Here is a 23,525-nt window from a genome sequence, read left to right as displayed (position 1 = left end):
TCAGTCGTTCCATTCATCGCGAATATAGGGAAATCCAAACATGGCATTTGATGCATATTTGAAAATCGACGGTATCCCCGGCGAAAGCCTGGATGCCAACCACACGGACTGGATTGAGCTGCTGAGCTTTGAGTTCGGTGCTAGCCAGGCAACCTCTGCGACTGCCAGCTCTGCGGGTGGTGCTTCCGCTGAGCGCGTCAACCTGAGCGAGTTTGCCATTTCCAAGTTCATCGACAAGGCATCTCCCAAGCTGTTCGAAGCTTGCTGCCGTGGTCAGCACATCAAGGAAGTCGTCCTGCAGGTGCATCGTGCAGGCGGCGACCAGGTGCGTTACCTCGAAGTGAGGCTGGAAGAAGTCATCGTGTCCTCCACTGGTATGGAAGGCATGGCCAGCTTCGCCCAGAACGGCGGCGGCGGTTCTACTGACTCGGTGCATGACACGCGTCACGATCTGCCTTCCGAGGAGATCAAGTTCAACTACGCGCGTATCAAGGTCAACTACACCCAGCAGAAGCGTCAGGATGGCCAGGGTGGCGGCAACATCGCGGGTGGTTGGGACCGCACTCGCAACCGCGTCTACTCCTGAGTGGCGTGGTGGACACAACGGCTTCGGCCGTTGTGTCCCCAGTACCGGCCATGGGGGAAACCCCATGGCCTTTGTTCATCCAGTGGCTGCGAGAGCCCTGTCTATCAGGGCTGCCGCAGATACTGTTGATCGTAAATGCTGTTGATCGCTGATGCCGTGGGTCACAACGAACGACGGCAGATCATGACTTTGTCCACAACCGGGGTGTCCGCATGGCGATGTGGATAAATCCCTGTGCCGAGAGGAACTCGCATGGTCGACGAATGGGATCGTGAAGCCCTGCTCGCCCCAATTGGTGAGCATGGTACGGGAGAAGATCTGAGCTTTTCATTGCTCATGGATCAGATCAAGGAAGCGCGTCGCGCCGATCCAACCTACCTCAGCCAGGGGGAATGGCAGTCCGACCTCAAGAAGTCCGACTGGAACGAGGTCATCAACCTGTCCTCGCAGGCTCTGGCGGAGCAGAGCAAGGATCTGATGCTGGCCGGATGGCTGTGTGAAGGGCTATCGCACCGCAACCACTTCACCGGGATGGCTTACGGCATCGAGCTTGTCACAGAACTGTGCCAACGCTTCTGGGAACCACTCTATCCAACGCTCGAAGATGGTGATGAAGAGCGTATTGGGCGCCTTTCCTGGCTGGATACCTCTCTGGCGGGCATGGTCGGCGAAATTCCGCTATTGGAAGGGCAGGAGTACGGGCTGGCGCGCTATGAAGAGTCACGCCAGGTCGAGAACCTTGCACGCAATGATCGCGATGCCATGGAAGGGGCGCTGGCTGACGGCAAGATCAATGCCGAGATATTCCAACGCTCGGTGGTGCTGACGGAGACCGACTTCCTGACCGAGCGCCATACGCAAATCGAGCGCTGTCAGCAGGTGCTGACAGAGTTGGATGAAATCCTCACCGAGCACATGGGTGATCAGGCACCGAGCTTCAACGAGCTCAAGGAAGTATTGCGCGAGTGCAGCCAACTGATCGAACGCGTACTCAATGAGCGTGGAGTCGATTTCGGCGACGCAAGCGAGGCAGCCGAGCCTCAGGTTGTGGCGTCGCAGGAGGCTCCTGTGTCCACCAGCAAGGCGGCTCAGGCATCGGCCGTAGAGGCCGCTCCTCAAGCCGCCTTGCGCACCACACCGCAGACTCGTGAGGAAGCCTTCGAGATGCTCAATGGCGTGGCTCAGTTCTTCAAGGGCAGCGAGCCACACAGTCCGGTACCTTACCTGGTCGAGCGGGCCGTGCGTTGGGGCCGTATGCCTCTGGAAGACTGGCTGCGTGATGTGATTCGCGAGGACCACATCATCGATGGCATTCGCGAGACACTCGGCACGCAGCGCCGGGACGGAGACTAGGGAATGTCGAGGGCATCGATATACGACCTGCTCCAGCAGCGTACTCCGCCCGTCGTCGAGAAACCGGTGGTGGTGGAGGAACGCAGCGATTTCCGCACGGATCGGTTGCGCCTGGTGGACGGTGTCGCCGTGACGGCGGCCGGCGTGTTGGCCATGGATATGGTGCCCGAGGGCGTTCGTGCCGAGTTGTCTCAAAGCATGCGGGGCCCCGATGGCTTTCCACTGATGGCCTGTGCGGTGCAGGAAGTGATGCCAGTCAATGAGGCGCGGCTCAGGAACCATGAGCCCAAGGCACTGCGCCTGCATGAGCTGATCCAGACCAGCCTCCACGATGCGCTGATGATGCTCGAGGCTCTACCCGAGAACGAGCGCTTCGATATTGTCGTGAGCCTTGCTCTGCGTTCTCCAGAGACCGCGAGCCTTCTGCTGGAACAGATCCAGCTTGCGGTGAAGGAAACCGAGTATGGCGAACGTCTGGGTGAGATTCGCCACAACGCCAGCGGTTGGAATCCGCATCACTGTCTGGCGGTCAGCGAAGCCGGTGGTCATCCCCATGTGTTGTGGATCAGTGCCGACTCACTGATCAATGTCACCGAGGTCTCGCGTCTTGAACAGCGTGGTTTGTTGAGACGTACCGCGCGTCCAGAAGGGTTGGTGCCGGGAGAGGCCGCCGTGGCGTTGTTGATGCAGCGGGCGCTGGAAGACGATATCGAATATGCCTCCGGCTGGTGGCTGGATAGCGCCGCCGAGCAGGAGCATGCGCCGCGATCGAGCAAGGCCCGAGGGCGGAAAGGTCCTTCCATCGTGAAGGAATTATTGGAGCAGAGCTGGCCGGATGCGGCAGACGATGCCGACGCCGAAGAGCCAAGCCGAGTGGTTGTGGATGCGTTGGGGCTGCCGGGACGTAGCACAGAAGTGGCTGGTCCGTTGACCGAGCGCTGGAGCGAACTCGACCTGATCGATCATGGCATCAATGTGGCGCACTGGTGTGGCTGGCCGGGTGAAGCGCTGACAGCACTGCAGTTGCTGTTGGCTGTCGCCCCGCTGAGCGATGACGAGAGCGCTGTGGTACTGAATGTGGTGAAAGAGCAAAGCAGTCGCAGCATGGTCCTGCGCAGTTGTGCCGCATCTCGGGTTGGGGGAAACGGTGCAGAGGACGCGGAACGGACCTCCGCAAATGGTGAAGGGAGTGCGTCATGAAAGAATTCAACCTGCTGGATAACATCCTCGAGTCCTTCGATGTAGAGCTGACCCAGGACGAACGCCTGCTGCAACTGCAGCTGGGCGACAGTGACCTCATTCCTCATCGCATGGTGGGCGAGGAACGTCTCTCGAGACCCTTTGCCTACACCCTGGACTGCATCTCCCAGGACGGAGACATCGAGCTCAAGACGCTGATGGCTCAGCCCGCCGAATTGTCCATACGTCAGGCCGGTGGCAACTATCGCCAGCTTTCCGGGCTGGTCGAATCGGCTGCGCTTCTCGGAGAGGATGGCGGAGTCTTCTATTATCAGGTCACCCTGGTGCCGTGGCTGGCGATGCTCAAGCTGGGCCGCGATAGCCGCATTTTCCAGGATCGCAGCGTGGTCGATATCCTGGAAGACGTCTTCGAGCAGCACGCCATTGCCCAGGGGCGCTGGCGCCTGGATCTGCGTCGTGATTATCCGGCGCGCAGCTACTGCGTGCAGTATCGCGAGAGCGACTTCAACTTCGTCAATCGACTCATGGAACAGGAAGGCCTGTTCTATTACTTCGAGCATGGCGGCAATGACGATGGTGAAGGCCAGGCAGGGAGTATCGACGGCCACCGCCTGGTGATCACCGATGATGTCGAAACTTGCTTGGCGGTATCGCCTCGGACCATTCGTTTCCATCGCCAGGATGCCACCGAGACACAGGATTCCATCACCCAATGGAGCGGGGTGCGTCAGCAGCAGCCGACCCGCGTCAGTATCGGTACCTTTGATTACAAGCAGTCAGGACTGGAAAAGCACACCAGCATGGAGACGGTGCGTGATCAGGGCAACCTGCCGGATCTGGAAGTCTATGACTACCCCGGCGAGTACTATTACCTCGACCATGAGCGTGGCGAACACCTGACGCTTAATCGTCTCGAGGCGTTGGAGTCTCAGGCCAAGCGCTTCCGCGGTTTTGGTGGCGCTCGGCAGTTGAAGGTCGGCCAGTGGTTCGAACTCAGCCAGCATGCCCGTCATGCCTCGGGTATCAATGACAGGGGGTCCGAGGAGGAACGCCAGTTCCTGGTACTGGGGCTGAATATCCACGCCGAGAATGCGCTGCCGGTTTCCGCCCATCTGCGTACTTTGCCCGGCAGCCTCCAGCCTCAACTGGCCGCAGCACGCGAGGCGCATGGCCTCGAAGACAACAGCCATCGCCACGAGGACTATCAACAGGCCGGGACCGGGCATTACCTGGTCGATTTCGAGGCCCAGCGCCTCAGCCAGCCTTATCGCTCCTCCCTGGATCACCCGCGCCCGGTCATCGGCGGCCCGCAAACGGCCACCGTGGTTGGTCCCGAGGGCGAGGAAATCCACACCGATCACCTCAACCGGGTCAAGATCCAGTTTCACTGGGATCGCCTCGGCCAGCGTGACGGCAACTCGAGCTGTTGGGTACGCGTCTCCCAGCCCAATGCCAGTGGTCGCTGGGGTGGTGTGTTTGTACCGCGGATCGATCAGGAGGTCATCGTCGACTTCCTCGAAGGTGATGCCGACCGTCCACTGATTACCGGTCGCGTCTACAACGGCGACCAGACTCCCGAATGGCACAGCAATGGCCTGCTGTCGGGCTTCAAGACCAAGACCTATCGCGGCAGCAAGTTCAATGAACTGGTATTCGATGATGCCACTGATCAGGAGCGTGTGCGCCTCAATTCCGAGCACAGCAAAAGCCAGCTCAACCTCGGCTACCTGATTGATCAGCAGGGCAACACCCGTGGCGCATTCCGCGGCAGCGGCTTCGAACTGCGCTCCGATGCCTATGGCGCGATACGAGCCAACGAAGGCCTGTTGCTGACCAGTTGGGGCCAGCTTGGTGCCAACGGCGAACAGCTCGACATGACCCCGGCCTGGCAGCAACTCTTGAGCGCCTGGCAGCTCTCCGACAGCCTCAGCGAGAGTGCTACCAGCCACAATGCCGAGCCCCTCGACGCCCGCGCCAACCTCAAGCAGGCCAGCGAGGATGCCCAGGGACGCTATGGTTCTTCAGAAAACCGGGGCTCAGCGGAAAGCACCAGCGCATTCGACGGCAGTAGCGCACGCACCGCCACGCAAGGCGGGCGTGGCGAGGCGGCCAGACTCAAGGCACCCTGGTTACACGCCGCCTCACCAGCCGGCATTGCGCTGAGCACCCCCGAGTCCACTCACCTCGCACAGGGGGATTCACTGAGCGTAACCAGTGGCCGTGATATTAACCTCGCCACCGGCAAGAGCCTGATCGCCACCATGTCCGAGAAGCTGTCGATGTTCGTCCAGCGCGCCGGCATCAAGCTGTTCGCCGCCCAGGGCAAGGTCGAAGTTCAGGCGCAGAGCGACAACATGGAGCTGACCGCCGAGAAGGACGTCAAGATTACCTCCACGGAACAGAAGATCCGCATTGAAGCCGCCGAGGAAATCCTGCTGACCAGCGGCGGCGGTTATATCCGCATCAAGGGGGGTGATATTGAAGTTCACGCCCCGGGCAAGATCGACGTCAAAGGCGCCCAGCACCTGTTTGCCGGGCCCGCGAGTACGGGGAGTGAGTTGTCGGAGTTGCCGGAAGGCGGTTGTGAAACTCAGATGAAAGGCGCAGATAAGCAGCGTAGCGGTGCCATGCCGTTGGGAGGGTAACGCTTCATGCCTCACCAACAACCAGACACTCGAGATCAGGGAGTAGCAACGGAGCTTGTGCCTGATTGGTTACTGACGCACGAGTACGCCCTGCTGAATCCATTGATCGTGGAGCCGGAGGCATGGGCAGACCTGCCTTGTGAACCACTGGTGACTCCGCATGCCAATGTCCGTCCTCATCTGCTCCCTCAGCTGATTCGCTTGAATGAGCTGTCATCCGAGGCTCGCTTGGCGCTTGTGGAGCGTATTGGGCGTCATCAGCGGCGTGGAGTGACGTTCTTCTGCGCGCTCCTTCAAAGCGATGCTTCCGCAGATGTTATAGCGCAGCATCTCAAGCTTCACCTGGAGCAGCGTCGGACCGGTGACAAGAGACGGTGGTGGTTGCGGTTCTATGACCCACACGTCTTTCGGCACCTGTGTTGGCAATTGGAGCCTGAGCAGATGGACCGACTGCTGGGGCCTATAGCTGCATGGCGTTGGCCGGATGCTCAAGGTGACTGGCATTGCCAGAGCCATCACTCAACGAAGCAATATGCCATGCCCCAGCTCATGCTCGACAGAAAGCAGTGGCGTCGTATTGATCGGCTGGCATCACTCAATGCTGTTCTGGATACGCTGCTGATATCAGCGCCGGAAAAGGCGCAGGAAAAAGCATTGTGGCAGTGGGTGGATATCTTGTTGTCCCGTGCAGAAAAATTACCACTGAACCAGGCAGAGGATCGCCAGCTCTACGCTGAGCAGGCCGTTCGTTTTCATCCCGAAATTCACTCTCATCCAGCGCTCAAGGCTCGGCTCGAAGACGCGAGAGAGCAGGGAAGCAGCTACAGCAATTCCTGTGCAGACCTTGACGACGCCATGCTGGAGAGCATGGCGACTGAACTGAATAGCCATAACACGCGCAAGGAGGGCTTATGAGCGAGGCAAGCCAGCAGCAGAGCATTGCAGAATGTCCATATTGTCAGAAATCGGGACTGCCCATTCTTCCCTTGCGCTATTCCGTCACACGTACTGACAGTGAAAGCGGCCTTCCCGTGGGGCCGGCACTCAGCGGGTCTTTCGGTGAGGGAGTGACAGATATAGCGCTGCCGGAGGGGCAGGCTTACACCCTGCGCCTGGTGCGTGCTGGGTATTTGTACGTATTCAATGAAGTACGTGGAAGTTGGTCAGGCTACATCGTGACCGAAAAAGGGTACCTATTCCCCTATGTCACCGAAATAAAAAGCGATGTATTGGCCGGAATGAACCCTGATCAGATCCAAGGCGGTATTGATGCCTTGCTGCAGCCGCCATCCGATGAGGAAGAGTTCACTTGCACGCTCAACCCGGATCACCAATATCCAGGTCGTTGCATCACCATTCCCAATGCAGACCAGGCGGACAATATCTATCTGGCATTCTCGGATACTGCCTGGACCAAGCGGGTGTGGCATGAACATGCAACCAACGCCCAGATAGGTGACAACGGCCTGCAGCGACGAGACCACATGCGCAGGCTCTCGCTGGCCGAATGGCGTGGTGGTAGCACTAAACATGCGGCCCCCTTGGCCGCGCTGGAAGACCGCGTTGCCGAGACTGGATATCCCCTGATGTCTGCCAATATGTCGGAACCTGTTTCCAGTGAGGAGGACAGCGCTCCACCGCGCACGCCTTTCGGCCATAGTCAATCTTCCTTGAACGGTATTGAGGGACAGGTAGAAGGCCTGCAGAGGTGGGCAGAGGCTCAGGCCGAGCCTCTCGGTATGTCGCCGGTGATGGTCGCGCTGGAAGACCCGGTGGGCATCACCGCTGATCTGGCCAGCCTGATGGGGACAAGACTACGCGAGAAAATGTCCGACCCCTCGCAAGCCCGGCCGCTGGCAATCTCCTCGGCCATTGCCAATATCCGCCAAGGCATACGCGAAGACGCCGAGAACCGTCAGATCTATCGTACCGAGCGTCAAGCCACGCAACTGGCATATAGCAGAGAAATGGTGTTGGCAGGGGTGTTCAGCTCCGATGTTCGCGAAATGCAGCAAGAGATACGGGAGAACTGGAGCAACCCTACTCCTGTGCAATTGAGCACCGCCCGGGACGACGCCTGGAATGACTACACGAGCAAGCTCAATATGCCAAAGCTGCAGGCGTGGGAGAGCAAATGGCAAAAGGAATTGCAGGATTTCGACACCGAGCAACTGGTCCCGTTGGCACGGACACATGTGCGATGGATGGAGAGCGATAACCTCTACAAGCATCTGGATACCCAACACGACGACAGGGATATCGAGACCGGTGCTGCCTTTGTCGATACGCTGTTGCTGTGCATTCAGGATACACAGGAGTACGCCCCATGCTCAGCACTTTACCAGCGTTGGCTTTCCGCTCAGACCATTGATCGGCGCAACCTGGTGTTGAGAGCTCTGGGCTACCACCAGGCGGTGATACTGGAACAGTGGGAAGAGAAGTTACAGGGTGGCTTGATGCCAGATGCCTTGCGCGGACTACCCTGGAATGCCTTGATTGGGGCTTACGGCGAAGCACTCGATGCTTTACGCGATGGAAGTCAGAACGCAGTGGTGCGGCTGACAGCGGCATTGGGCGGCCCTTTCGCCAAGGTAGCGGCCAAGGCGGTCGACGGAGTCGTGGGGCCAGCACTGGTAGCAATGGGCGTCATCGGTCGTGCACCAGTGATCCTGGCTGATGTGACGATGAGCAAACAGGCTGCGATTGCCGAGCTGGTCGCACGCATGATGGCGGTTAACCCTGAAGTGGGAACGCTGGATGACCTGAATCGGGCGATCGACATCCAGATGCGTAAGGCACGTATCTACGGCATGCATATCGAAGGCACAGGTCGGCATCGCTACCTGCTTATGGCCGACCCTAGAGTCGTTGGTGACTACCCTGGGCAGGATGCTCAGGGCAATGCTCGGCGCTTTGCTGAGTCGGCGATCCTGACCGAGGCTGACCGGAAAGAGCTGACTCGCTTGCGTTGGCGCCAATTACTGCCCACCGAGGCAGGACTAGGCGTGGTGGCGGGTATCTTGCAATGTATCGCATTGGGCAAGTTGGCCGATGATCTAGCTAGTGGCATGGCGCACGAGCAGAACGAAAACCGTTGGCGCTACCACACTGGCCTCGTGGGTTTAGGGGGGACGCTGGCGGAGACAGTGGGAAAATGGTCAAAGAGTGCATCTCAGGTAGGTAGCCGTGCTGCCATGAGATTAGAACGATACCTTGGTACGGCCTTGCGTGTCTCGGGAAGAGTGCTTGGCCTTGGCGCAGGTATGGTGATGGCGGTATGGGACGTTGCGCGGGGGTGGCAGGAAGTTCAGGAGGGGAATGGTTGGGTCGGGGGGTTCTTCTTCGCCTCAGCTGCGTCTAGTGTGCTCGCCATGGGAATGTTTGCGGGTTGGTTTGGGGCCACGATTTTGGGATTGTCTACTACGGGAATTGGTATCGTATTGGTGGTGCTGGTTATAGCTATTGCGATATTGATCGAGGTACTCAAGGACAATAAGGTCCAGGATTGGCTTGAGCGGTGTTATTTTGGCAAGTTCGAGGCAGGTGAGCGCTACCAAAATTCGGAGTTGGAACTCAGCGAGTTGGAGCTGGCTCTTAACAACATGAAAGGCTGAATTATGGATTATGCAGGACTTGGGGAAAGGAATCGCTTTCCTATCGATCGCCCATTAACCGATGCTGAGCGTGCGGCACGTTACAATCAAAAGGAGCCAAAAAAAGCACCACCGATGGACTTTCTCTCAGTGATCAAATTCAATAGTAGCTATATCGAACTTGTTGATCGCTGGTATTCCATACGAGGGCTCTGGGCATGGCTTTCGGTTGCGCTTGGTGGACTCTCATTGATTGCGGGAGGAGCTTTACTTTACGCTGTTTTTCTTCCTTTTGGTAACCCGATGATTTCAGATGTTGGGCCAGCGATATTTCTGGTTGTACTATCGGTTATTTTTTTTCTAATTGCATGGTTTGGCGCATGGTATGCCTTCAAAATAGAATATATGGGATATACTCACTACCCTATACGCCTGAATCGTAAGACACGCCAGGTGCATGTTTTTCGCCAGAATGGCACAGTATTGACGGTTCCTTGGGACTCTCTGTTTCTCACCCTCGGTGAATCCAAAAATCCTCTCAGCGGCACTACTTATGACCTGCGGGCCCATGTGCTGGACGCTGATGGTGAAACGGTACGTGAGTCATTTTCATTGGGATATCCGTCACTACTGGGCAATGCTGAGTCGATCGACAAGTTCTGGGCTTTTCTACAGCCCTATATGGAAGCGGAGGATGGTGTGGAGCGCACTTTTCAGCACCTAGAAGCAGGCTACTTGATGCCAGTGGATGGCCGTAGGGAAGGATGGTGCTGGAGTATTGTGCAGAACTATGCCTGGACAGGTCATTGGCCATGGTTACAGTTCATTGCCTCCCCTGTATTGGGCTTGAATGCTATCGGTCGGATTTTTGCGATGTGGACCAGCAAAGTGCCGGAGTGGCCAGCAGAGGTGGAACAGGAAAGTCAGGTGGGTGCGGATGATCCTTATGCACTGACCTGGCGTGACAACGGTCCGATTGGGTGGTGGGAGTTTTATTGGCCACTGGTCTGCACGATTGTTGGTGTGACGAGCTTCGTTGGGGTGATCGTCTGGATTGTGTCTGACCTTTGGCGCTGATGGCGATTTATCCTTTTGTAAGCAGCTGACGCACCTGCATTGGCTGCTGCCTACTGGCCTTGAGCTGAAGCTGGCCTCTGACGCTCTATAAGGCTGAATTATGGATTACGCTGGACTGGATTACCGCAATATCCGCTTCCCCGTGGATCGCCCCTTGACCGAGAACGAACGTGCGACACGTTACCATCAGAAGACGAAAAGCAGCGCACCGCCGATGGATTTTCTATCGGTCATAAAATGCAATAGCAGTTATATGGACCTGGTGGACCGATGGTATCCGATCAAGGGGTTCAATACCTGGTTTGGGACGTGTGTCATTTTGCTTTCAATAGGGGGAGTGGCTGGGATATATAGCGCTCTATTTCTTTCTGGCCGCACCGCACCTTTATCGACCGTGGACTGGGTTGGGCTAAGTTTACTGACTCCGCTTTTTATAGCACTAGCTTGGGGTGGCTGGTGGTTGATCTCTACCGAATGTGGCCGCTGGACTCACTATCCCATGCGCCTGAGTCGTGAGACACGCCAGGTGCATTTCTTTCGCCAGAACGGCACAGTATTGACGGTCCCCTGGGACTCCCTGTTTCTCACCCTCGGCGAAGCCAAGAGTCCGCTCAGTGGCACTACTTATGATCTACGAGTCCATGTGCTGGACGCTGACGGCGAAACGGTACGCGAGTCGTTTTCGCTGGGATACCCGTCATTACTGGGCAACGCTGAGTCGATCAACAAGTTCTGGGCCTTTCTACAGCCCTATATGGAAGCGGAGGATGGCGTAGAGCGTACCTGGCGACATCTCAAGGAACAAACAGGTTACTTGATGCCGGTAGATGGGCGTAAAGAGGGCTGGCGCTGGAGTATTGTTCAGAACTATGCCTGGTCAGGTCATTGGCCATGGCTACAGTTTATAGCCTCCCCTGTGTTGGGTTTGAACGCTATCGGCCGGATATTTGCGATGTGGACCAGCAAAGTGCCGGAGTGGCCAGCAGAGGTGGAACAGGAAAGTCAGGTGGATTCGGATGATCCCTATGCACTGACTTGGCGTGACAACGACACGATCGGATGGTGGGAGCTTTACTGGCCACTGATCTGCACGATTATTGGAGTGGGAGCCTTCGTCGGCGTTATCGGCTGGATCATCGTCTTTGGTTGATAGCACTGAGCGGATTTTTCATTCTCTTGTCAGCAGCTGACGTGAGTTGGCTGCTACCTCTTCGGGGTGAGCGCGAACAGTTGATGACCGCCGTCCTGGTTCGAGGTCAGCAATGTCAGAGCTGGTTCTTCCGAAAAGTGAGCGATCAAATGGATTACACTGGTTTTGGCAGAGATGGAAAACATAACTACAAGCGTGACTATAAGATTAACCGAGTCTTGGTGGAAGATGAAAAAAAGAATAGGTTGGATATAAGGGTTCCATCTGCAGTCACCCCTTCCGATTGGATGTCAGCTATAAAAATTAATGGCACATATTTGGAGCTGGTTGATCGGTGGTACCCCATAAAAGGATGTGCTGCGTGGCAGGGGGCAATAATATCAATACCCTGTGTAGTTGGAGTTCTAGCATTTTTGAATCTTGCTGTTGAAAAAGGAGAGTTTGAAACATGGGTTTTCTCTTCTATTGCTATGTTTGTATTTGTTGTTTTTGCATGGGTCGGTTATAGAGGAATGCGGTTTGATTGTTTTAGAGAGACACACTATCCAGTTAGGTTGAATAGAATAAATCGAAAGGTTTATGTGTATAGGCCAAGAGATACCGTCCTGGTAGCATCCTGGGATAATCTTTTCTTCTGTGTAGGAAAGAGTAAACTTCCTCTCTTTGATAAGAGCTTTGATATCCGGGCTCATGTTCTAGATGGTGATGGTGAAACAGTTAAGGACACTTTTACTCTTGGGTATCCTTACTTGGGAGACAGGGATGGGGTGTTTCAGTTATGGGAATATATTAGGCGGTATATGGAGGAACCGGATGGGGTTGAGAAAAACGCTGACCATACAGAGATATATCCCCCCGTTGATGGTCGTCGAGAAGGGGTCAAGTTCGGGCTGATCGCAACCTTCGCACCAGCCTCGAAGTGGCCTTTAAAGGGACAGCTTTTGTTCTCACCGGTATTGGCTATTACTACTTTAGGACGGTGGTTGGCCATGAGTACGAGTGAGCTTCCTCAATGGCCTAAGGAAATAGAAGCTGAGTGCAAAATTGATCCTGATGATCCCTGTCAGAAGGATTGGCGTAGCAATGGAAAGTATGGTTTCTGGGAATTGGGATGGCCAGTTATATGCTTTTTCATTGGCTTGTCAGTAATTGGGGCTGGAGTGCTCTGGTTGGTACAGGAAATATATTAATCCCGTGAATGGGTTGTGGGTTTTATGTTTAGATTTTTTAGGGGAAAGGGAGTTTTCCATGAAGATTGTATTTGTTGGCTTGGTGCTTAACCTGCTGTGGACCTTCGGTTTGTCCCAGGACTTTTATGGTTTCAATAATGCGCAGGCTGTTGAGGTAGGAACCTACCTCTGTATCGGCTTCTGGAGCCTGTCTGTTGTCGGCTTTCTGATGATGTTATCCGGAAAGAGGAAAGCTGGCTCTGTTCTCGTGATCATTGGCTCAGTCATTTTTGTCCCCTTGGGCCTGGTGGCCATTATTGGTGCGAGGAAAGCCACCAGCAAGGATAGGGATGCATCCCTTGAGGGACGTGAGCTATCAGGGCGGGGCGTGGCAGCTTTCCATGCGGTGAAGCAAGGCAACCTTATGTTTGTATGTGGGATTGTGGTGCTGCTGGTATACATGCTGGCTGGCTTTTCCAGCCCTGCGAGCCTTGGGGCTATCGGTGTCATCATGATGGTGATGGGCGTGTGGTGGAGGCAGTCCCCTCTGGTTGAGTTCCGCGATGATCATCTGATGATCAACCGTGGTCCGGTGAGATCGAAATTGGAGTTGCGATATAGCGAAATATCGCAGGTCGAGTACAAGAAGCGTTCCTGTATCCTGCATTACCGGCGGCATGGCAATGAGGCGGGTAAGGTCAGGAAGATCGGGATTGCTTCAGGCGGCCTGTTGCCCCACGACAGAGATCGCTTCGAGCTTGCAATGAGGAATAGGGTGGATAGTGGTAAGCAATCTCAGGAAGTTCTGGAAGGATGATCCACGGGCCATAGTCCGGGGCGGAAAAGGAGCACAACAATGTTCGGTTCAGGTGATGGAGTAGTTCTGCTCGGCGATGCCACGACACATGGCGGTCGTGTGATTTCAGGGCAGTCGACGTATACCGTTAATGGTAAGCCGGTTGCGGTGGTAGGGGACAAGGTGACATGTCCGAAGAAAGGGCATGGGGTGTGCAGCATCATCGAAGGGCACCCGACCATCACGGTCAATGGCAAGGCGGTCGCTTTTCATGGCTGCGCCACCAGCTGTGGGGCGAAGCTGATCTCGTCTTCAAACAGCAGCCACGCCATCGGCTGATCAGTATCCTTCAGTGTGACTCCGTATGATCCGCTAACCGGCCATCGACGAGGTGTACTCGACGGTCGGCGCGATCCGCCATATCGAGGTCGTGGGTCACGGCGACAACGGTCTTGCCGCGCTGGTGGACCAGTTCGTCGAGAATGTTGAAGACCTGTTCGGAACTCTGGGTATCGAGGCTGCCGGTGGGTTCGTCGGCGAACAATAGCGGTGGGTCGTTGGCCAGTGAACGGGCGATGGCCACGCGCTGACGTTGTCCACCGGAAAGTTGTTCCGGCAGTTTGTCGAGATGATCCGCCAGACCGAGGGAATCGAGCAGTTCTTCTGCTCTGGCGCGTCGCTGGCTGGCCGAGAGCCGTGCCAGTTTGCGCATCGGCAGTTCGACGTTGGCACGTACGCTGAATTCCGGCAGTAGAAAGTGGAACTGGAACACGAAACCGATGGATTCCAGGCGCAGTGCGGCGCGCTCCGGCTCCTTGAGCCTGGCGGTGTCGTGTCCGGCGATATGCAGGCTACCGTGGCTGGGCTGGTCGAGCAGTCCCAGCAAGTACAGCAGGGATGACTTGCCCGAGCCCGACGGGCCGGTAATGGCGACAAACTCGTTGTCGCCAATCGTCAGGTCGATATTCTCCACCAGCGTTACCGGTACCGTCGCCGGCAGGACACGGCCCAGGTCGCGCGCTTCCACCAGTGTCTTCATGATGCGCCCCGAATAATGGCAACAGGGTTCAGGCGGGCTGCCTGGCGTGCCGGGAGGTAACCGGCCACTATGGCGGAGAACATCGCGAAGCCTCCTGAAATCACGTAATGCCAGATGCTCCAGGCCAGCGGCAGGCGTGTAATTTCCTGGGCGACGACGTCACCACCGAGCTCGAAACGCACCATCGATAGCCCGACACACAGGCCAAAGCCCAACAGCCAACCCAGTACTGAACCTGCAACACCGAAGACCATTCCCTCCAGTACAAAAAGCCGTTGTATATCGGGTTCGGTAAAGCCCAATGATTTGAGAATGGCGATATCGCGAGACTTCTCGTGGGTCAGGGTTGAGATGATGTTGTAGATGCCGAAACCGGCCACCAGCAGAATGGTGCCGACGACGGTGTACATGATCACATTACGGATCACCAGCGCTTCAAGCAGTGACTCATTGGCCTCCTGCCAGGAAACCGCCTTGTAGCCGATCTGTGTCTCTGCGCGGGCTGCCACTGCCGGGGCCATATCCGGGTCAGGCAGATACAGCCGAATGCTGTTGATGACATTGGGGCGTTCGCTGATGGCCTGCGCTTTCTTCAGCAGCACATAGCCTTCGCCTTCGTCGCGTGCAGTCGTGCCGGTGTGATAGATACCGGTGATCTTGAATGCGCGTGTCTGACCGGTGGATGACACCAATGTCAGGGTCGTGCCGAAGTCTGCCCCCAGCTTGGCAGCCAGTCGGTCACCGATGACGATGTTGTTGCCGCCGCTGAGCAGCGAGTTGAAATCTCCACGTACGAAGTCTTCGTGCTTGATCGACTCGACGGCGGCCTCCTGCTCGGGCTCGATGCCGTAGAGGCTGATGCCTTCATCGCGTCCGGCATAACGCACTACGCCCTGGGTCTGCAGGCGCCAGACCATCTCGCCGGGAAGCCAGGCGCTGAGTTGGGCGCGAATCTCTTCGGGATTGAGCATCCCGCGCCTGTCCTCCAATGGCCTCAGGCCATGAATCTGCGCTGCGCCGAACATATCCTCCGCGGGCTGTCGGCGCGCATCGCGCTGCTCGTCACTGATCTGCACATGCGGCATGTCATTGACCAGTTGGTCGATCAAGTCATCTTCGCCACCTTGCATCAGTGAGGCCATGGCAATCGAAAAGCCCACGCCGAGACCGACGCTGAGCACGGCGATCAAGGTCTGGCGTCCACGCCCCAGAATATGGGTGATCGCCAGGTCCAGAATCAGGGGTACCATGCGCTGTCTCCGGCGCTGATGGTGACCTGATCACCCTCCGACAGTTCTGTCGGCCAGGGTGAGATGACTTGTGTCCCTTCCTCCAGTGGTGTCACCACTTCCACGCGCTCCGTACCACGGATCCCCACGTCCAGTGTGCGTCGCTGCGCCTCGTCATTGTCGACGATGAACACTTCATCCTGTTGGAAAGCCTCGATAGGCAGCAACTGAGCGTTGTTGACCACACGGGTGATGATATTGGCTTCGACACTCATACCGATGCGCAGCGGTGTTCCTTCGGGCAATTCGAGATAGACACGGTATGTCCGTGCCACCGGGTCGCCCTTGGGAGTGACCCGTATAACCTTGGCTTCCAGTTTCCGCTCGGGAAACGCATCGGCATGGATCAGTACGCGCTGTCCTGACTCGACGTCGGGAATGTCTTCTTCATTGACCTCTGCGACCACTTGCAGCTTCTGGGGTTGACCGACCCAGAACAGTGCCTGATCAGGTCCGGCGATCTCACCAATTTCGGCGTCCTGGCGCAGCACTTCTCCCGCCAGGGGTGCGCGCAGCACATGGTGATCGAGCAGTGTTTCCTGTGCACTCGCCAGTGCACGAGCACGGTAGGCATCGCTGCGAGCCTGATCCAGCGACTGTTGGCTGACAGCCCGCTGCTGGGCGAGTCGCTCCATACGCGCCAGGTCGTCGTCGGCCTGGGCGGCGCGTGTCGTCAACTCCTCCAGCCGGGCCTTCGCTTCGCGATCATCGAGGCGGGCCAGAACGCTGCCCTGTTCGACCCATTCGCCTTCACACTGGCACAGGTATTCGATACGGCCACGCGCCAGCGGAGCCAGTTGCGCCCAGTCGCGGGGCTCGACGACGCCTGTGGCGTAGACGATTTCGGCGGCGTCACCGCGAACCGGAGTCACTGTTGTCACCGGAGTGGGGCGCATGGCCCACCAGATGGCCAGGGCGCAGCCGGCGAGCAGCGCCAGTACGAGCAGCAGACGCAACAAGCGGCGTATGATGGTAGACAACCTGGATTGCGCGGGCTTCATTCCCGAGTTACCTTTAACAGACCGACGGTCGGTCCAATTACAGACCATCGGTCGGTAACGGGTCAAGCATTATTCTGGACTCTACGGGGAACTCATCATGGCTCGCCAGATAAAGTCCGCGGAACAGCGGCGCGGCGAATTACTGGACAGTGCCCAGGCACTGTTCTTCGAACGTGGCTACGACAAGACCACGGTCAATGAACTGATTCAGCATGCCGGTCTGTCCAAGGGTGGCTTTTATCACCACTTCACTTCCAAGGAAGAAGTCCTCGAGGCGCTGGTCGAACGCCTGGCCAGTGCCAGCATGGCGCAACTGTCGGATGTGATGGAGAGCCCTGATCTCGATGCGCTGGCTCGACTCAACGCCTTTCTGTCACGGGCGCGCAAGATGAAGGTGGAGCAGGTGCCGCAGATGCGTGGGCTGTTCGAGACGCTTTTCCAGCCCGGTAATCAGGTGCTCTACCATCGCATCAATACCGCCTCGATGGCGGTGGTTACGCCCTTGCTGGCACGCATTATCGAGCAGGGGCGTCAGGAGGGCCGTTTCGATGTGCCTGATGCGCATCTGGCGGCGGAGACTATCCTGCAGCTTGGGGCAGCCAGCTATCGCACCGTGGCGCGAGCCATGAATGCGGCCGGCACCGACGAGGCTGATACAGCGGCCGATGAACTGGATCAGGCGCTGCGCTTTCAGGGTGTGGTGGTGGATCGCATATTAGGCCTTGCCGATGGTAGCGTGGACTATGTGGAAGATGGCTTTTCCCGCGCTATTGTCGGGGCACTCGCCGCCCCATCTCAGTGAGCCTCAGGGAGGAGAGCAATCGATGACATCAACCATGCGTCATGCCAGGTGCCTCTGGGAGTTTCTCGCTGCCGGCAATGCCTGGCTGCCGAACAGTGATGCGCTTGTGGTGTGCGGCTCCTATGACCTGCGGGTGTGCGATCATGCATGCGAGCTGATCCATCGAGGAGTGGCGCCACGCATGCTGATTTCCGGCAGCATGGGCAACTGGACGCGTTACCTGTGGTCATCCACGGAAGCGGAAGTGTTCGCCGAGCGAGCGTGGGCCAACGGCATTGCAGACCAGCAACTGATCCTGGAGTGCAAGGCAACCAACTTCGCCGAGAATATCGCGCTGTCCCGGAAGATGTTGGAGGGGGTACGGCGAGTGACCTTTGTCACCAAGCCGAATTCCATTCGCCGCGTACAGCAGACGTTGCCGATTCAGTGGCCACAGGTGGAAGTCGCCGTCAGCGCCCCCGATATCCAGTTTCCCGAGCAAGTGTCGAATCAGATCGGGGTGCTGGGGTTGGTCGAGGAGATGGTGGGTGATGTACACCGACTGCTGGTGTATCCCCAGCTTGGTTATCAGACGCCTGTCGCTGTTCCTGATGATGTATTGCAGGCATGGCGTGCGCTGATTGATGCCGGTTTTGACCGGCATCTGGTGCCGGACATCTAACTAAGCTTGTACTGGTGTCATTTACATTGGCGCGGTTTACAGCGATGGTTGCGGCGTTTGCGGTTTGTGCTGGACAGCCGACAACACGCGCTCGAGATCCAGTGCCTTGCACGTGTAAGCGGCGCAATTGGCGCAACATACGTTGGCGTCATCCAACTGATGGATGGGCAATAGAAAGCGGCTGAAACCACACACCGAGCAGGTCAGGTCGAGAGTGACCGAAATCATGTTCACGAACTCCCCGTCGCGGTACGTTCCCGGGCCATGCGCAGCAACAGGGCACGTGACATATTGAGCATCTTTACGGCATAGCTGATTGTCTGCCACTCATCCCATTGATCACGAGTTCCGAGAAACTCACCGCATTCATGGCAATGGATAGGCTCCCAGCTTTGCGTGCCATGGGGCAGGCTTTGCCGAGTGCATCCGCAACGAGTACAGCTGATCGGGTAGTACATCATGGCGTTCTTGTCCCCTGCGATGGCGATATTGGCACTGCGATCAGAAGCTGACAGCTTCTTCGCGAGCCTAAGCGGGTGAGAGGCGTATGATGCACAGGAACTATGACTTTTTTATGTATCTCTGACGATCTACAGATGACGAGTTCTCGCGTGTCGCAAGAGGGTTGAGTGCAGGACCTCGAGAACGGGGCACTGTGATGTCAGATACTGATCTGGAAAGCCCCGGCCATCGAGAGATGGTCGGGGCTTTCCGTTGCTGCAGGCTGAACGGCTGATTCGTGAGGATCAGTGCTGCTGGCGCCTCTTGTGTACCATCCAGGCAACCACGGCGATGATGATCGCAGCATAGATGGCCGCGACGACATCATCGGCAACGATGCCGAGTCCGCCTCCGCCACCGAGGCCTTCTGCCCAGCTCACGGGAAACGGCTTGAGAATATCGAACACGCGGAACAGGGCATAGCCGAGAGGTACGCTCCATGCTCGAGTCGCAGTGGTCAGGAAGATAACCGTCAGCGGCATGGCGACGATTTCATCGGCAACGATCTGTTGTACATCACCACCCCCCAGCCAGATGGATGCGGCATCACATAGCGGCACGGCGGCGACGATCAGAATCGCGGTGATGATGGAGCGCCGATAACGCGGCAGACTCAGTAACCACCAGGCCAGCGGCAGCCCGAGTAGTGAGCCGACGGTCCCCGGTGCCCAGGGGGAGTAGCCGAGGCCAAGTCCCGAGGCCAGCCATATCAGAATGTCCTGCATCAGTGCTCCTGAGATATTCCAGATGTTTCTTCAATGCTGCCAGTGCCTTGCTCACGTACTTTTCATCGTTCACGCACTTTTCATCGTTCACGTGAGCCGGAGCGAGGCAGTATAACCGCGCAACCGGTGTCGCATGATGATATGTAGGCTTTGAGCTATATGGACTTTATAGACTTAGTGGCCTGGAACTACGTGTGACTTAGCGCACGCTCCAGGAAGATGAGCTGGTCATGTAGAAAGGCCTCCTGCAGTTCTCCCTGATAGATATCGAAATGGCCGGCGTCGTAGGTCTTTACTGTGGCTCGGCGACCAAGACGAGCGGCGGTCCGGTAAGCAGCAGCGACAGGGGTAACGCTATCGCGCAGGCAGAGTTGCAGCAGCACCGGGCAGCGGATGCGTCCGGCGCGACGGATAGGGCGATACAGTCCCAGTGTCAGCAACATACGGGCTGACATGCTGTTGACGAAGTTGTCGGCGGCAAAGCGGGTGACGCCTTGTTCGGCGTCAGGAGCGGTCATCGCTGCGAGATCACCGGGCTCTCCAACAATGGCCACGTATTTCGGTGCGATGCCGACCAGTCCACGCAAGTAATCCTCGAAGGCGCCAAGCGTCAGCTTGAGCACTGGCATCCAGCCACTCTCTCGCAATTTGGCGAGAACCGAAGACAAACCATCCAGCATGGGATTCATGGCGATCACCGCCGCGATGTCTTCACGTCGTGCCGCTAGACTCGCTACATGGCCACTCGAGAAGGACGTTCCCCAAAGCACTAGAGGAGCGGATGGGTCGAGGCGTTGGGTAAAAGTGATGGCCGCAGTCCAGTCGGCCAATTGATCACCAACGGTCAGTAGTTGACGGGGCTTACCATCGGAGCGGCCGAAGTAGCGGTAGTCGAAGGCCACCACGCGATAGCCAGCCCGCGATAGTTGACGGGCGTAGTCGACCAGCCCGCCATCGATCGTGCCACCGAGTCCATGGGCCATCAGCACGGTGGAGTGAGCCGGCTGTTGAGTGGGCGCAAAATGCCAACCGCGACATACCGTGCCTTTGCTTGAGAAGGCGACATTGAGAGCTCCTTCCGGGAGGTCGTCCTGATCACCTGCCTCACCTTCGTCGCTGAGTGCGCTCTTGCTCTGGATCACTCTCTGGCTCATGTCACTGGCTCCGCCGGTATTGCCTGCTGATCGGCCAGCTCCAGACTCATGTAGACGCTATTGGGGTCTTCCACGTATTCAGCAAAGGGCTGGCATTCCTTGAACCCGTGGCGCTGATAGAAGGCCCGAGCGGGGGCGAAGCCTGGTTGAGAGCCGGTTTCCAGGCTCAGTCGATAGAGGCCGCGCTCCTTTGCCACACAGATAAGGTGCTCAAGCATCAGTGAGGCGATGCCCTGGCGCTCGAAGCCCGTTGCGGTGCGCATCGACTTGATCTCGCCATGTCTGGCACTCAGTACCTTGAGGGCAACACAGCCTGCGAGTGTCGGCCCATGCCAGGCACCCCATAACGTCACATCGCGACGCCGCAGGTCATCCAGTGACAGCGCGTGACGGCTTTGTGGCGGCGAGTCCGGTGCCAGTTCCTGCAGGTTGGTCAGGTGAGTGCGGATCAGCGCAATCATCTCCGCACTCGACAGGTCATCCTCAATGATCTGTATCACGCTCGTCTCTGCTGTGAAATGAAGGTTCTGGAAGCGACAAGGTCAGCGTAGATAGTGCCATTAAAGGCGAGGGGATACAGGCCATTCCAGCGTTGCCACCAATCCGCCCTGATCGGCGTTGCTTAACGACAGCGTTGCAGCATGGCGTTCGGCCAGTGCCACCACGATGGATAACCCGAGGCCACTGCCGCTGGTGGTCTGTTGGCTGGCGCGATGGAAGCGGTCGGTAATGGTTGGCAGCCGGTGTTCAGGAATGCCGGGGCCGTTGTCGGTAACGCTCAGTGTGATGCCATGCTGATGTGTGATCAGGGTGACTTCTATCCGGCCACCTTCAGGGGTATAGCGCAAGGCGTTGTCGAGAAGATTACGCACCAGAATACCGATTTCAGTGGTATTGGCGGTGATGGTCGCCGACATCGCCTGGCGGACTTCCAACTGCTGCTGACGCGCTTGAGCGAGAGGCCACAGCTCTGCTGCCATGTCGAGCACCACCGCGCGTAGATCCATGGGTTGGCTTTCGGCAAATTGCTGGCGGTCGAAACGCGCCAGAATCAGCAACTGCTCGACGACCCGTTGCAGGCGTTCGATGCCCTGGCGAGCCTTGGGCAGCGCATCATGTTCGCCTGCCAGTGCGTTATCGAGATGAATCTTGACCACCGACAGCGGAGTTCGCATCTCATGAGCGGCGTCGGCGGTAAAGCGCCGTTCTCGTTCGAGAGTCTGTTTCAGACGTTGGATGAAGTCATTGAGCGCCGATTGCAGGCCGTGCAGCTCGCGGGGCATCTCGACATCAATGTGCTGCAGGGTTTCGGCGGAACGATTCTCGACCTGACGCGATAGCTGATCAATGGGCGTCAGGCTACGGCGGATCAGGCGCAGTACCCACCATAGGGCCAGCGACAGTATCAACAGCATCGGCCACAGATGGTTGGCGGCGATGCGCATCATGATGTGATCGAGAAACTCCTGCTCGATCCCCAGGCGTATCCATATACCGCGTTGTTCATCGAAGATGCTGAGCACTCGCCATTGATGGCCAGCATATTGCTCCCATGCCAGCCCTTCTTCCCGCGGGGCAGCCATGGCGTTGTCGGCCTTCTGCCAGCCGGGGCCGATCAGCAGCGGTTGCTGTGCAGCATTCCACAGGCCGAGCCCCAGTTTGCGCTCTTCATGATGAAACAGGCGACCCGGCCAATCGGAGTGCGCATTGGCGTCATCAACCCCCGCAGCAGAGTACAGGCGAGATCTTCTGTCGTCCTGGTCCAGCCAGTTGGCCAGTCGACGGTAATCATCCGCCTTCGGGTGTTCGGGGACGCTAGCCATCAAACCGCGAGCGGTAATGCTGAGTTGGGCATCAAGGATCTCCACCAGTTCATGCCGCGAAATCAGCCAGGCCGCGGTCACTACCAGCAAGGTGAGGACCGCCACGGTCAGGGCGAGAGTGCGGAACAGGTAGCGGCGGATGGACGTAATCACGATTGCGTATCCAGCCACTCGGTGTTGAGGCGATAGCCAATGCCGCGCACGGTTGCGATCAGCAGCTTGTCGAGCTTCTTGCGCAGATGATGAACATGAACTTCCAGTGCATTGGATTCGAGTTCTTCGCCCCAGCTGTAGAGCAGATTCTCCAGCCGTGGACGCGACAGCAGCTGGCCGGGCTGGCGACTCAGCTCGACCAGCAACGCGAACTCACGGCGGGTCAGAGGGGCAGGGTGGCCATGCCAGCAGACCTGGTGCTGGGCTTCATCAATGCTCAATGGCCCGAGCTGTATGGCTGAACTGGCGCGCCCCGAGGCTCGGCGGGTGATGACGCGCAGGCGAGCGAGCAGCTCCTGTAGGTCGAAAGGCTTGAGGACGTAGTCGTCAGCGCCGGAATCAAGGCCTTTGATGCGGTCTTCGAGGGCATCACGCGCGGTCAGGATCAGAATGGGCAGATTGCTGGCTTTACGTACTCGACCAAGCAGTTCGAGGCCATCGATGTCAGGCAATCCAAGGTCCAACACCATCACCGAAAAGTCTTCCGTGGTCGTCGCCTCAAGAGCCTGGTGGCCCTGCATGAACCAATCCACAGCATAGCCCTCGCGTTCAAGAGCGCTTTTTACGCCGTCACCCAGAAGCGGGTCATCTTCCACCAGTAATGCGCGCATGGGATTTCCGTGTCGATACCACCATGAAGGTCCGAGCATGAATGCCTGAACATGCAGTTCAGAACATGCAGTTAAAAACCAATATGCAGTTAAAGATCAATATGCAGTTAAAAACCATAGTGCCGAGTCTACCTTAA

Annotated in this window: 22 protein-coding genes; 13 read left to right on the top strand and 9 right to left on the bottom strand. The window is 57.3% G+C overall.

All coding sequences use genetic code 11. The features are described from left to right. The first annotated feature begins 40 nt into the window (after positions 1-40). The 11 genes from AR456_RS18165 (at position 41) to AR456_RS18115 (ending at position 13,908) form a co-directional block, all read left to right on the top strand. Positions 41-586 carry an Hcp family type VI secretion system effector gene (locus tag AR456_RS18165; RefSeq protein WP_021817890.1) on the top strand — a complete coding sequence of 182 codons (546 nt, stop codon included), beginning with the start codon at positions 41-43 and terminating at the stop codon, positions 584-586. Between the two features lie 252 nt (positions 587-838). Continuing rightward, positions 839-1,939, top strand: coding sequence for a type VI secretion system protein TssA (gene tssA, locus AR456_RS18160; protein WP_021817891.1), 1,101 nt, complete (start codon positions 839-841; stop codon positions 1,937-1,939). A gap of 3 nt (positions 1,940-1,942) precedes the next feature. Then, entirely contained in the window at positions 1,943-3,139 is a 1,197-nt protein-coding gene (locus tag AR456_RS18155; protein ID WP_021817892.1) for a hypothetical protein, read from the top strand. After that, positions 3,136-5,784 (top strand): type VI secretion system Vgr family protein, encoded by a 2,649-nt coding sequence (locus tag AR456_RS18150; protein ID WP_021817893.1) that lies wholly within the window; start codon positions 3,136-3,138, stop codon positions 5,782-5,784. The genes AR456_RS18155 and AR456_RS18150 overlap by 4 nt, the downstream gene beginning before the upstream one ends. A 6-nt stretch (positions 5,785-5,790) precedes the next feature. Then, positions 5,791-6,699, top strand: a complete 909-nt coding sequence (locus AR456_RS18145) for a DUF4123 domain-containing protein (protein ID WP_081694603.1) — start codon at positions 5,791-5,793, stop codon at positions 6,697-6,699. Further along, a complete protein-coding gene (locus tag AR456_RS18140; RefSeq protein WP_021817895.1) occupies positions 6,696-9,398 on the top strand; it encodes a T6SS effector BTH_I2691 family protein in 2,703 nt (900 codons plus the stop codon). Before AR456_RS18145 ends, AR456_RS18140 begins: the two co-directional genes overlap by 4 nt. Positions 9,399-9,401: 3 nt before the next feature. Further along, positions 9,402-10,454, top strand: a complete 1,053-nt coding sequence (locus AR456_RS18135) for a DUF6708 domain-containing protein (RefSeq protein WP_155829183.1) — start codon at positions 9,402-9,404, stop codon at positions 10,452-10,454. Between the two features lie 100 nt (positions 10,455-10,554). After that, positions 10,555-11,604, top strand: a complete 1,050-nt coding sequence (locus AR456_RS21760) for a DUF6708 domain-containing protein (protein WP_335337925.1) — start codon at positions 10,555-10,557, stop codon at positions 11,602-11,604. A gap of 149 nt (positions 11,605-11,753) precedes the next feature. Further along, positions 11,754-12,794 (top strand): DUF6708 domain-containing protein, encoded by a 1,041-nt coding sequence (locus AR456_RS18125; protein WP_155829185.1) that lies wholly within the window; start codon positions 11,754-11,756, stop codon positions 12,792-12,794. Positions 12,795-12,852: 58 nt separating this feature from the next. Continuing rightward, positions 12,853-13,590 (top strand): hypothetical protein, encoded by a 738-nt coding sequence (locus AR456_RS18120; RefSeq protein ID WP_021817899.1) that lies wholly within the window; start codon positions 12,853-12,855, stop codon positions 13,588-13,590. Positions 13,591-13,629: 39 nt separating this feature from the next. Further along, positions 13,630-13,908: a PAAR domain-containing protein gene (locus AR456_RS18115; protein ID WP_021817900.1), complete on the top strand. Its 279-nt coding sequence runs from the start codon at positions 13,630-13,632 to the stop codon at positions 13,906-13,908. 10 nt (positions 13,909-13,918) lie between these two features. Here AR456_RS18115 and AR456_RS18110 read toward each other — a convergent pair whose 3' ends face one another. The 3 genes from AR456_RS18110 to AR456_RS18100 are packed head-to-tail and all read right to left on the bottom strand — an operon-like array spanning position 13,919 to position 16,898. Next, a complete protein-coding gene (locus AR456_RS18110) occupies positions 13,919-14,608 on the bottom strand; it encodes an ABC transporter ATP-binding protein (RefSeq protein ID WP_021817901.1) in 690 nt (229 codons plus the stop codon). Continuing rightward, positions 14,605-15,858, bottom strand: a complete 1,254-nt coding sequence (locus AR456_RS18105; protein WP_021817902.1) for an ABC transporter permease — start codon at positions 15,856-15,858, stop codon at positions 14,605-14,607. The genes AR456_RS18110 and AR456_RS18105 overlap by 4 nt, the downstream gene beginning before the upstream one ends. Next, entirely contained in the window at positions 15,846-16,898 is a 1,053-nt protein-coding gene (locus AR456_RS18100) for an efflux RND transporter periplasmic adaptor subunit (RefSeq protein ID WP_021817903.1), read from the bottom strand. The genes AR456_RS18105 and AR456_RS18100 overlap by 13 nt, the downstream gene beginning before the upstream one ends. A gap of 97 nt (positions 16,899-16,995) precedes the next feature. Here AR456_RS18100 and AR456_RS18095 point away from each other — a divergent pair, with 97 nt between their 5' ends. Further along, positions 16,996-17,700: a TetR/AcrR family transcriptional regulator gene (locus AR456_RS18095; RefSeq protein WP_021817904.1), complete on the top strand. Its 705-nt coding sequence runs from the start codon at positions 16,996-16,998 to the stop codon at positions 17,698-17,700. Positions 17,701-17,722: 22 nt separating this feature from the next. Further along, the gene (locus AR456_RS18090) at positions 17,723-18,361 is read left to right on the top strand and encodes a YdcF family protein (protein WP_021817905.1); all 639 of its coding nucleotides are present in this window, start codon (positions 17,723-17,725) and stop codon (positions 18,359-18,361) included. Positions 18,362-18,397: 36 nt separating this feature from the next. Here the strand turns inward: AR456_RS18090 and AR456_RS18085 are convergent, their stop codons facing one another. The 6 genes from AR456_RS18085 to AR456_RS18060 form a co-directional block, all read right to left on the bottom strand. After that, positions 18,398-18,589: a hypothetical protein gene (locus tag AR456_RS18085; RefSeq protein WP_021817906.1), complete on the bottom strand. Its 192-nt coding sequence runs from the start codon at positions 18,587-18,589 to the stop codon at positions 18,398-18,400. Positions 18,590-19,107: 518 nt separating this feature from the next. Then, positions 19,108-19,587 carry a phosphatidylglycerophosphatase A family protein gene (locus tag AR456_RS18080; RefSeq protein ID WP_021817907.1) on the bottom strand — a complete coding sequence of 160 codons (480 nt, stop codon included), beginning with the start codon at positions 19,585-19,587 and terminating at the stop codon, positions 19,108-19,110. 188 nt (positions 19,588-19,775) lie between these two features. Next, a complete protein-coding gene (locus AR456_RS18075; RefSeq protein ID WP_021817908.1) occupies positions 19,776-20,741 on the bottom strand; it encodes an alpha/beta hydrolase in 966 nt (321 codons plus the stop codon). Further along, positions 20,738-21,241: a GNAT family N-acetyltransferase gene (locus AR456_RS18070; RefSeq protein WP_021817909.1), complete on the bottom strand. Its 504-nt coding sequence runs from the start codon at positions 21,239-21,241 to the stop codon at positions 20,738-20,740. The genes AR456_RS18075 and AR456_RS18070 overlap by 4 nt, the downstream gene beginning before the upstream one ends. Before the next feature lie 60 nt (positions 21,242-21,301). Further along, entirely contained in the window at positions 21,302-22,717 is a 1,416-nt protein-coding gene (locus AR456_RS18065; RefSeq protein WP_021817910.1) for an ATP-binding protein, read from the bottom strand. Beyond that, positions 22,714-23,388, bottom strand: a complete 675-nt coding sequence (locus tag AR456_RS18060; protein WP_021817911.1) for a response regulator — start codon at positions 23,386-23,388, stop codon at positions 22,714-22,716. The genes AR456_RS18065 and AR456_RS18060 overlap by 4 nt, the downstream gene beginning before the upstream one ends. Positions 23,389-23,525 lie beyond the last annotated feature (137 nt).

This window comes from Halomonas huangheensis, from assembly GCF_001431725.1.
Taxonomy (GTDB): domain Bacteria; phylum Pseudomonadota; class Gammaproteobacteria; order Pseudomonadales; family Halomonadaceae; genus Halomonas; species Halomonas huangheensis.
This window is presented reverse-complemented; position numbering and strand designations above follow the sequence as displayed.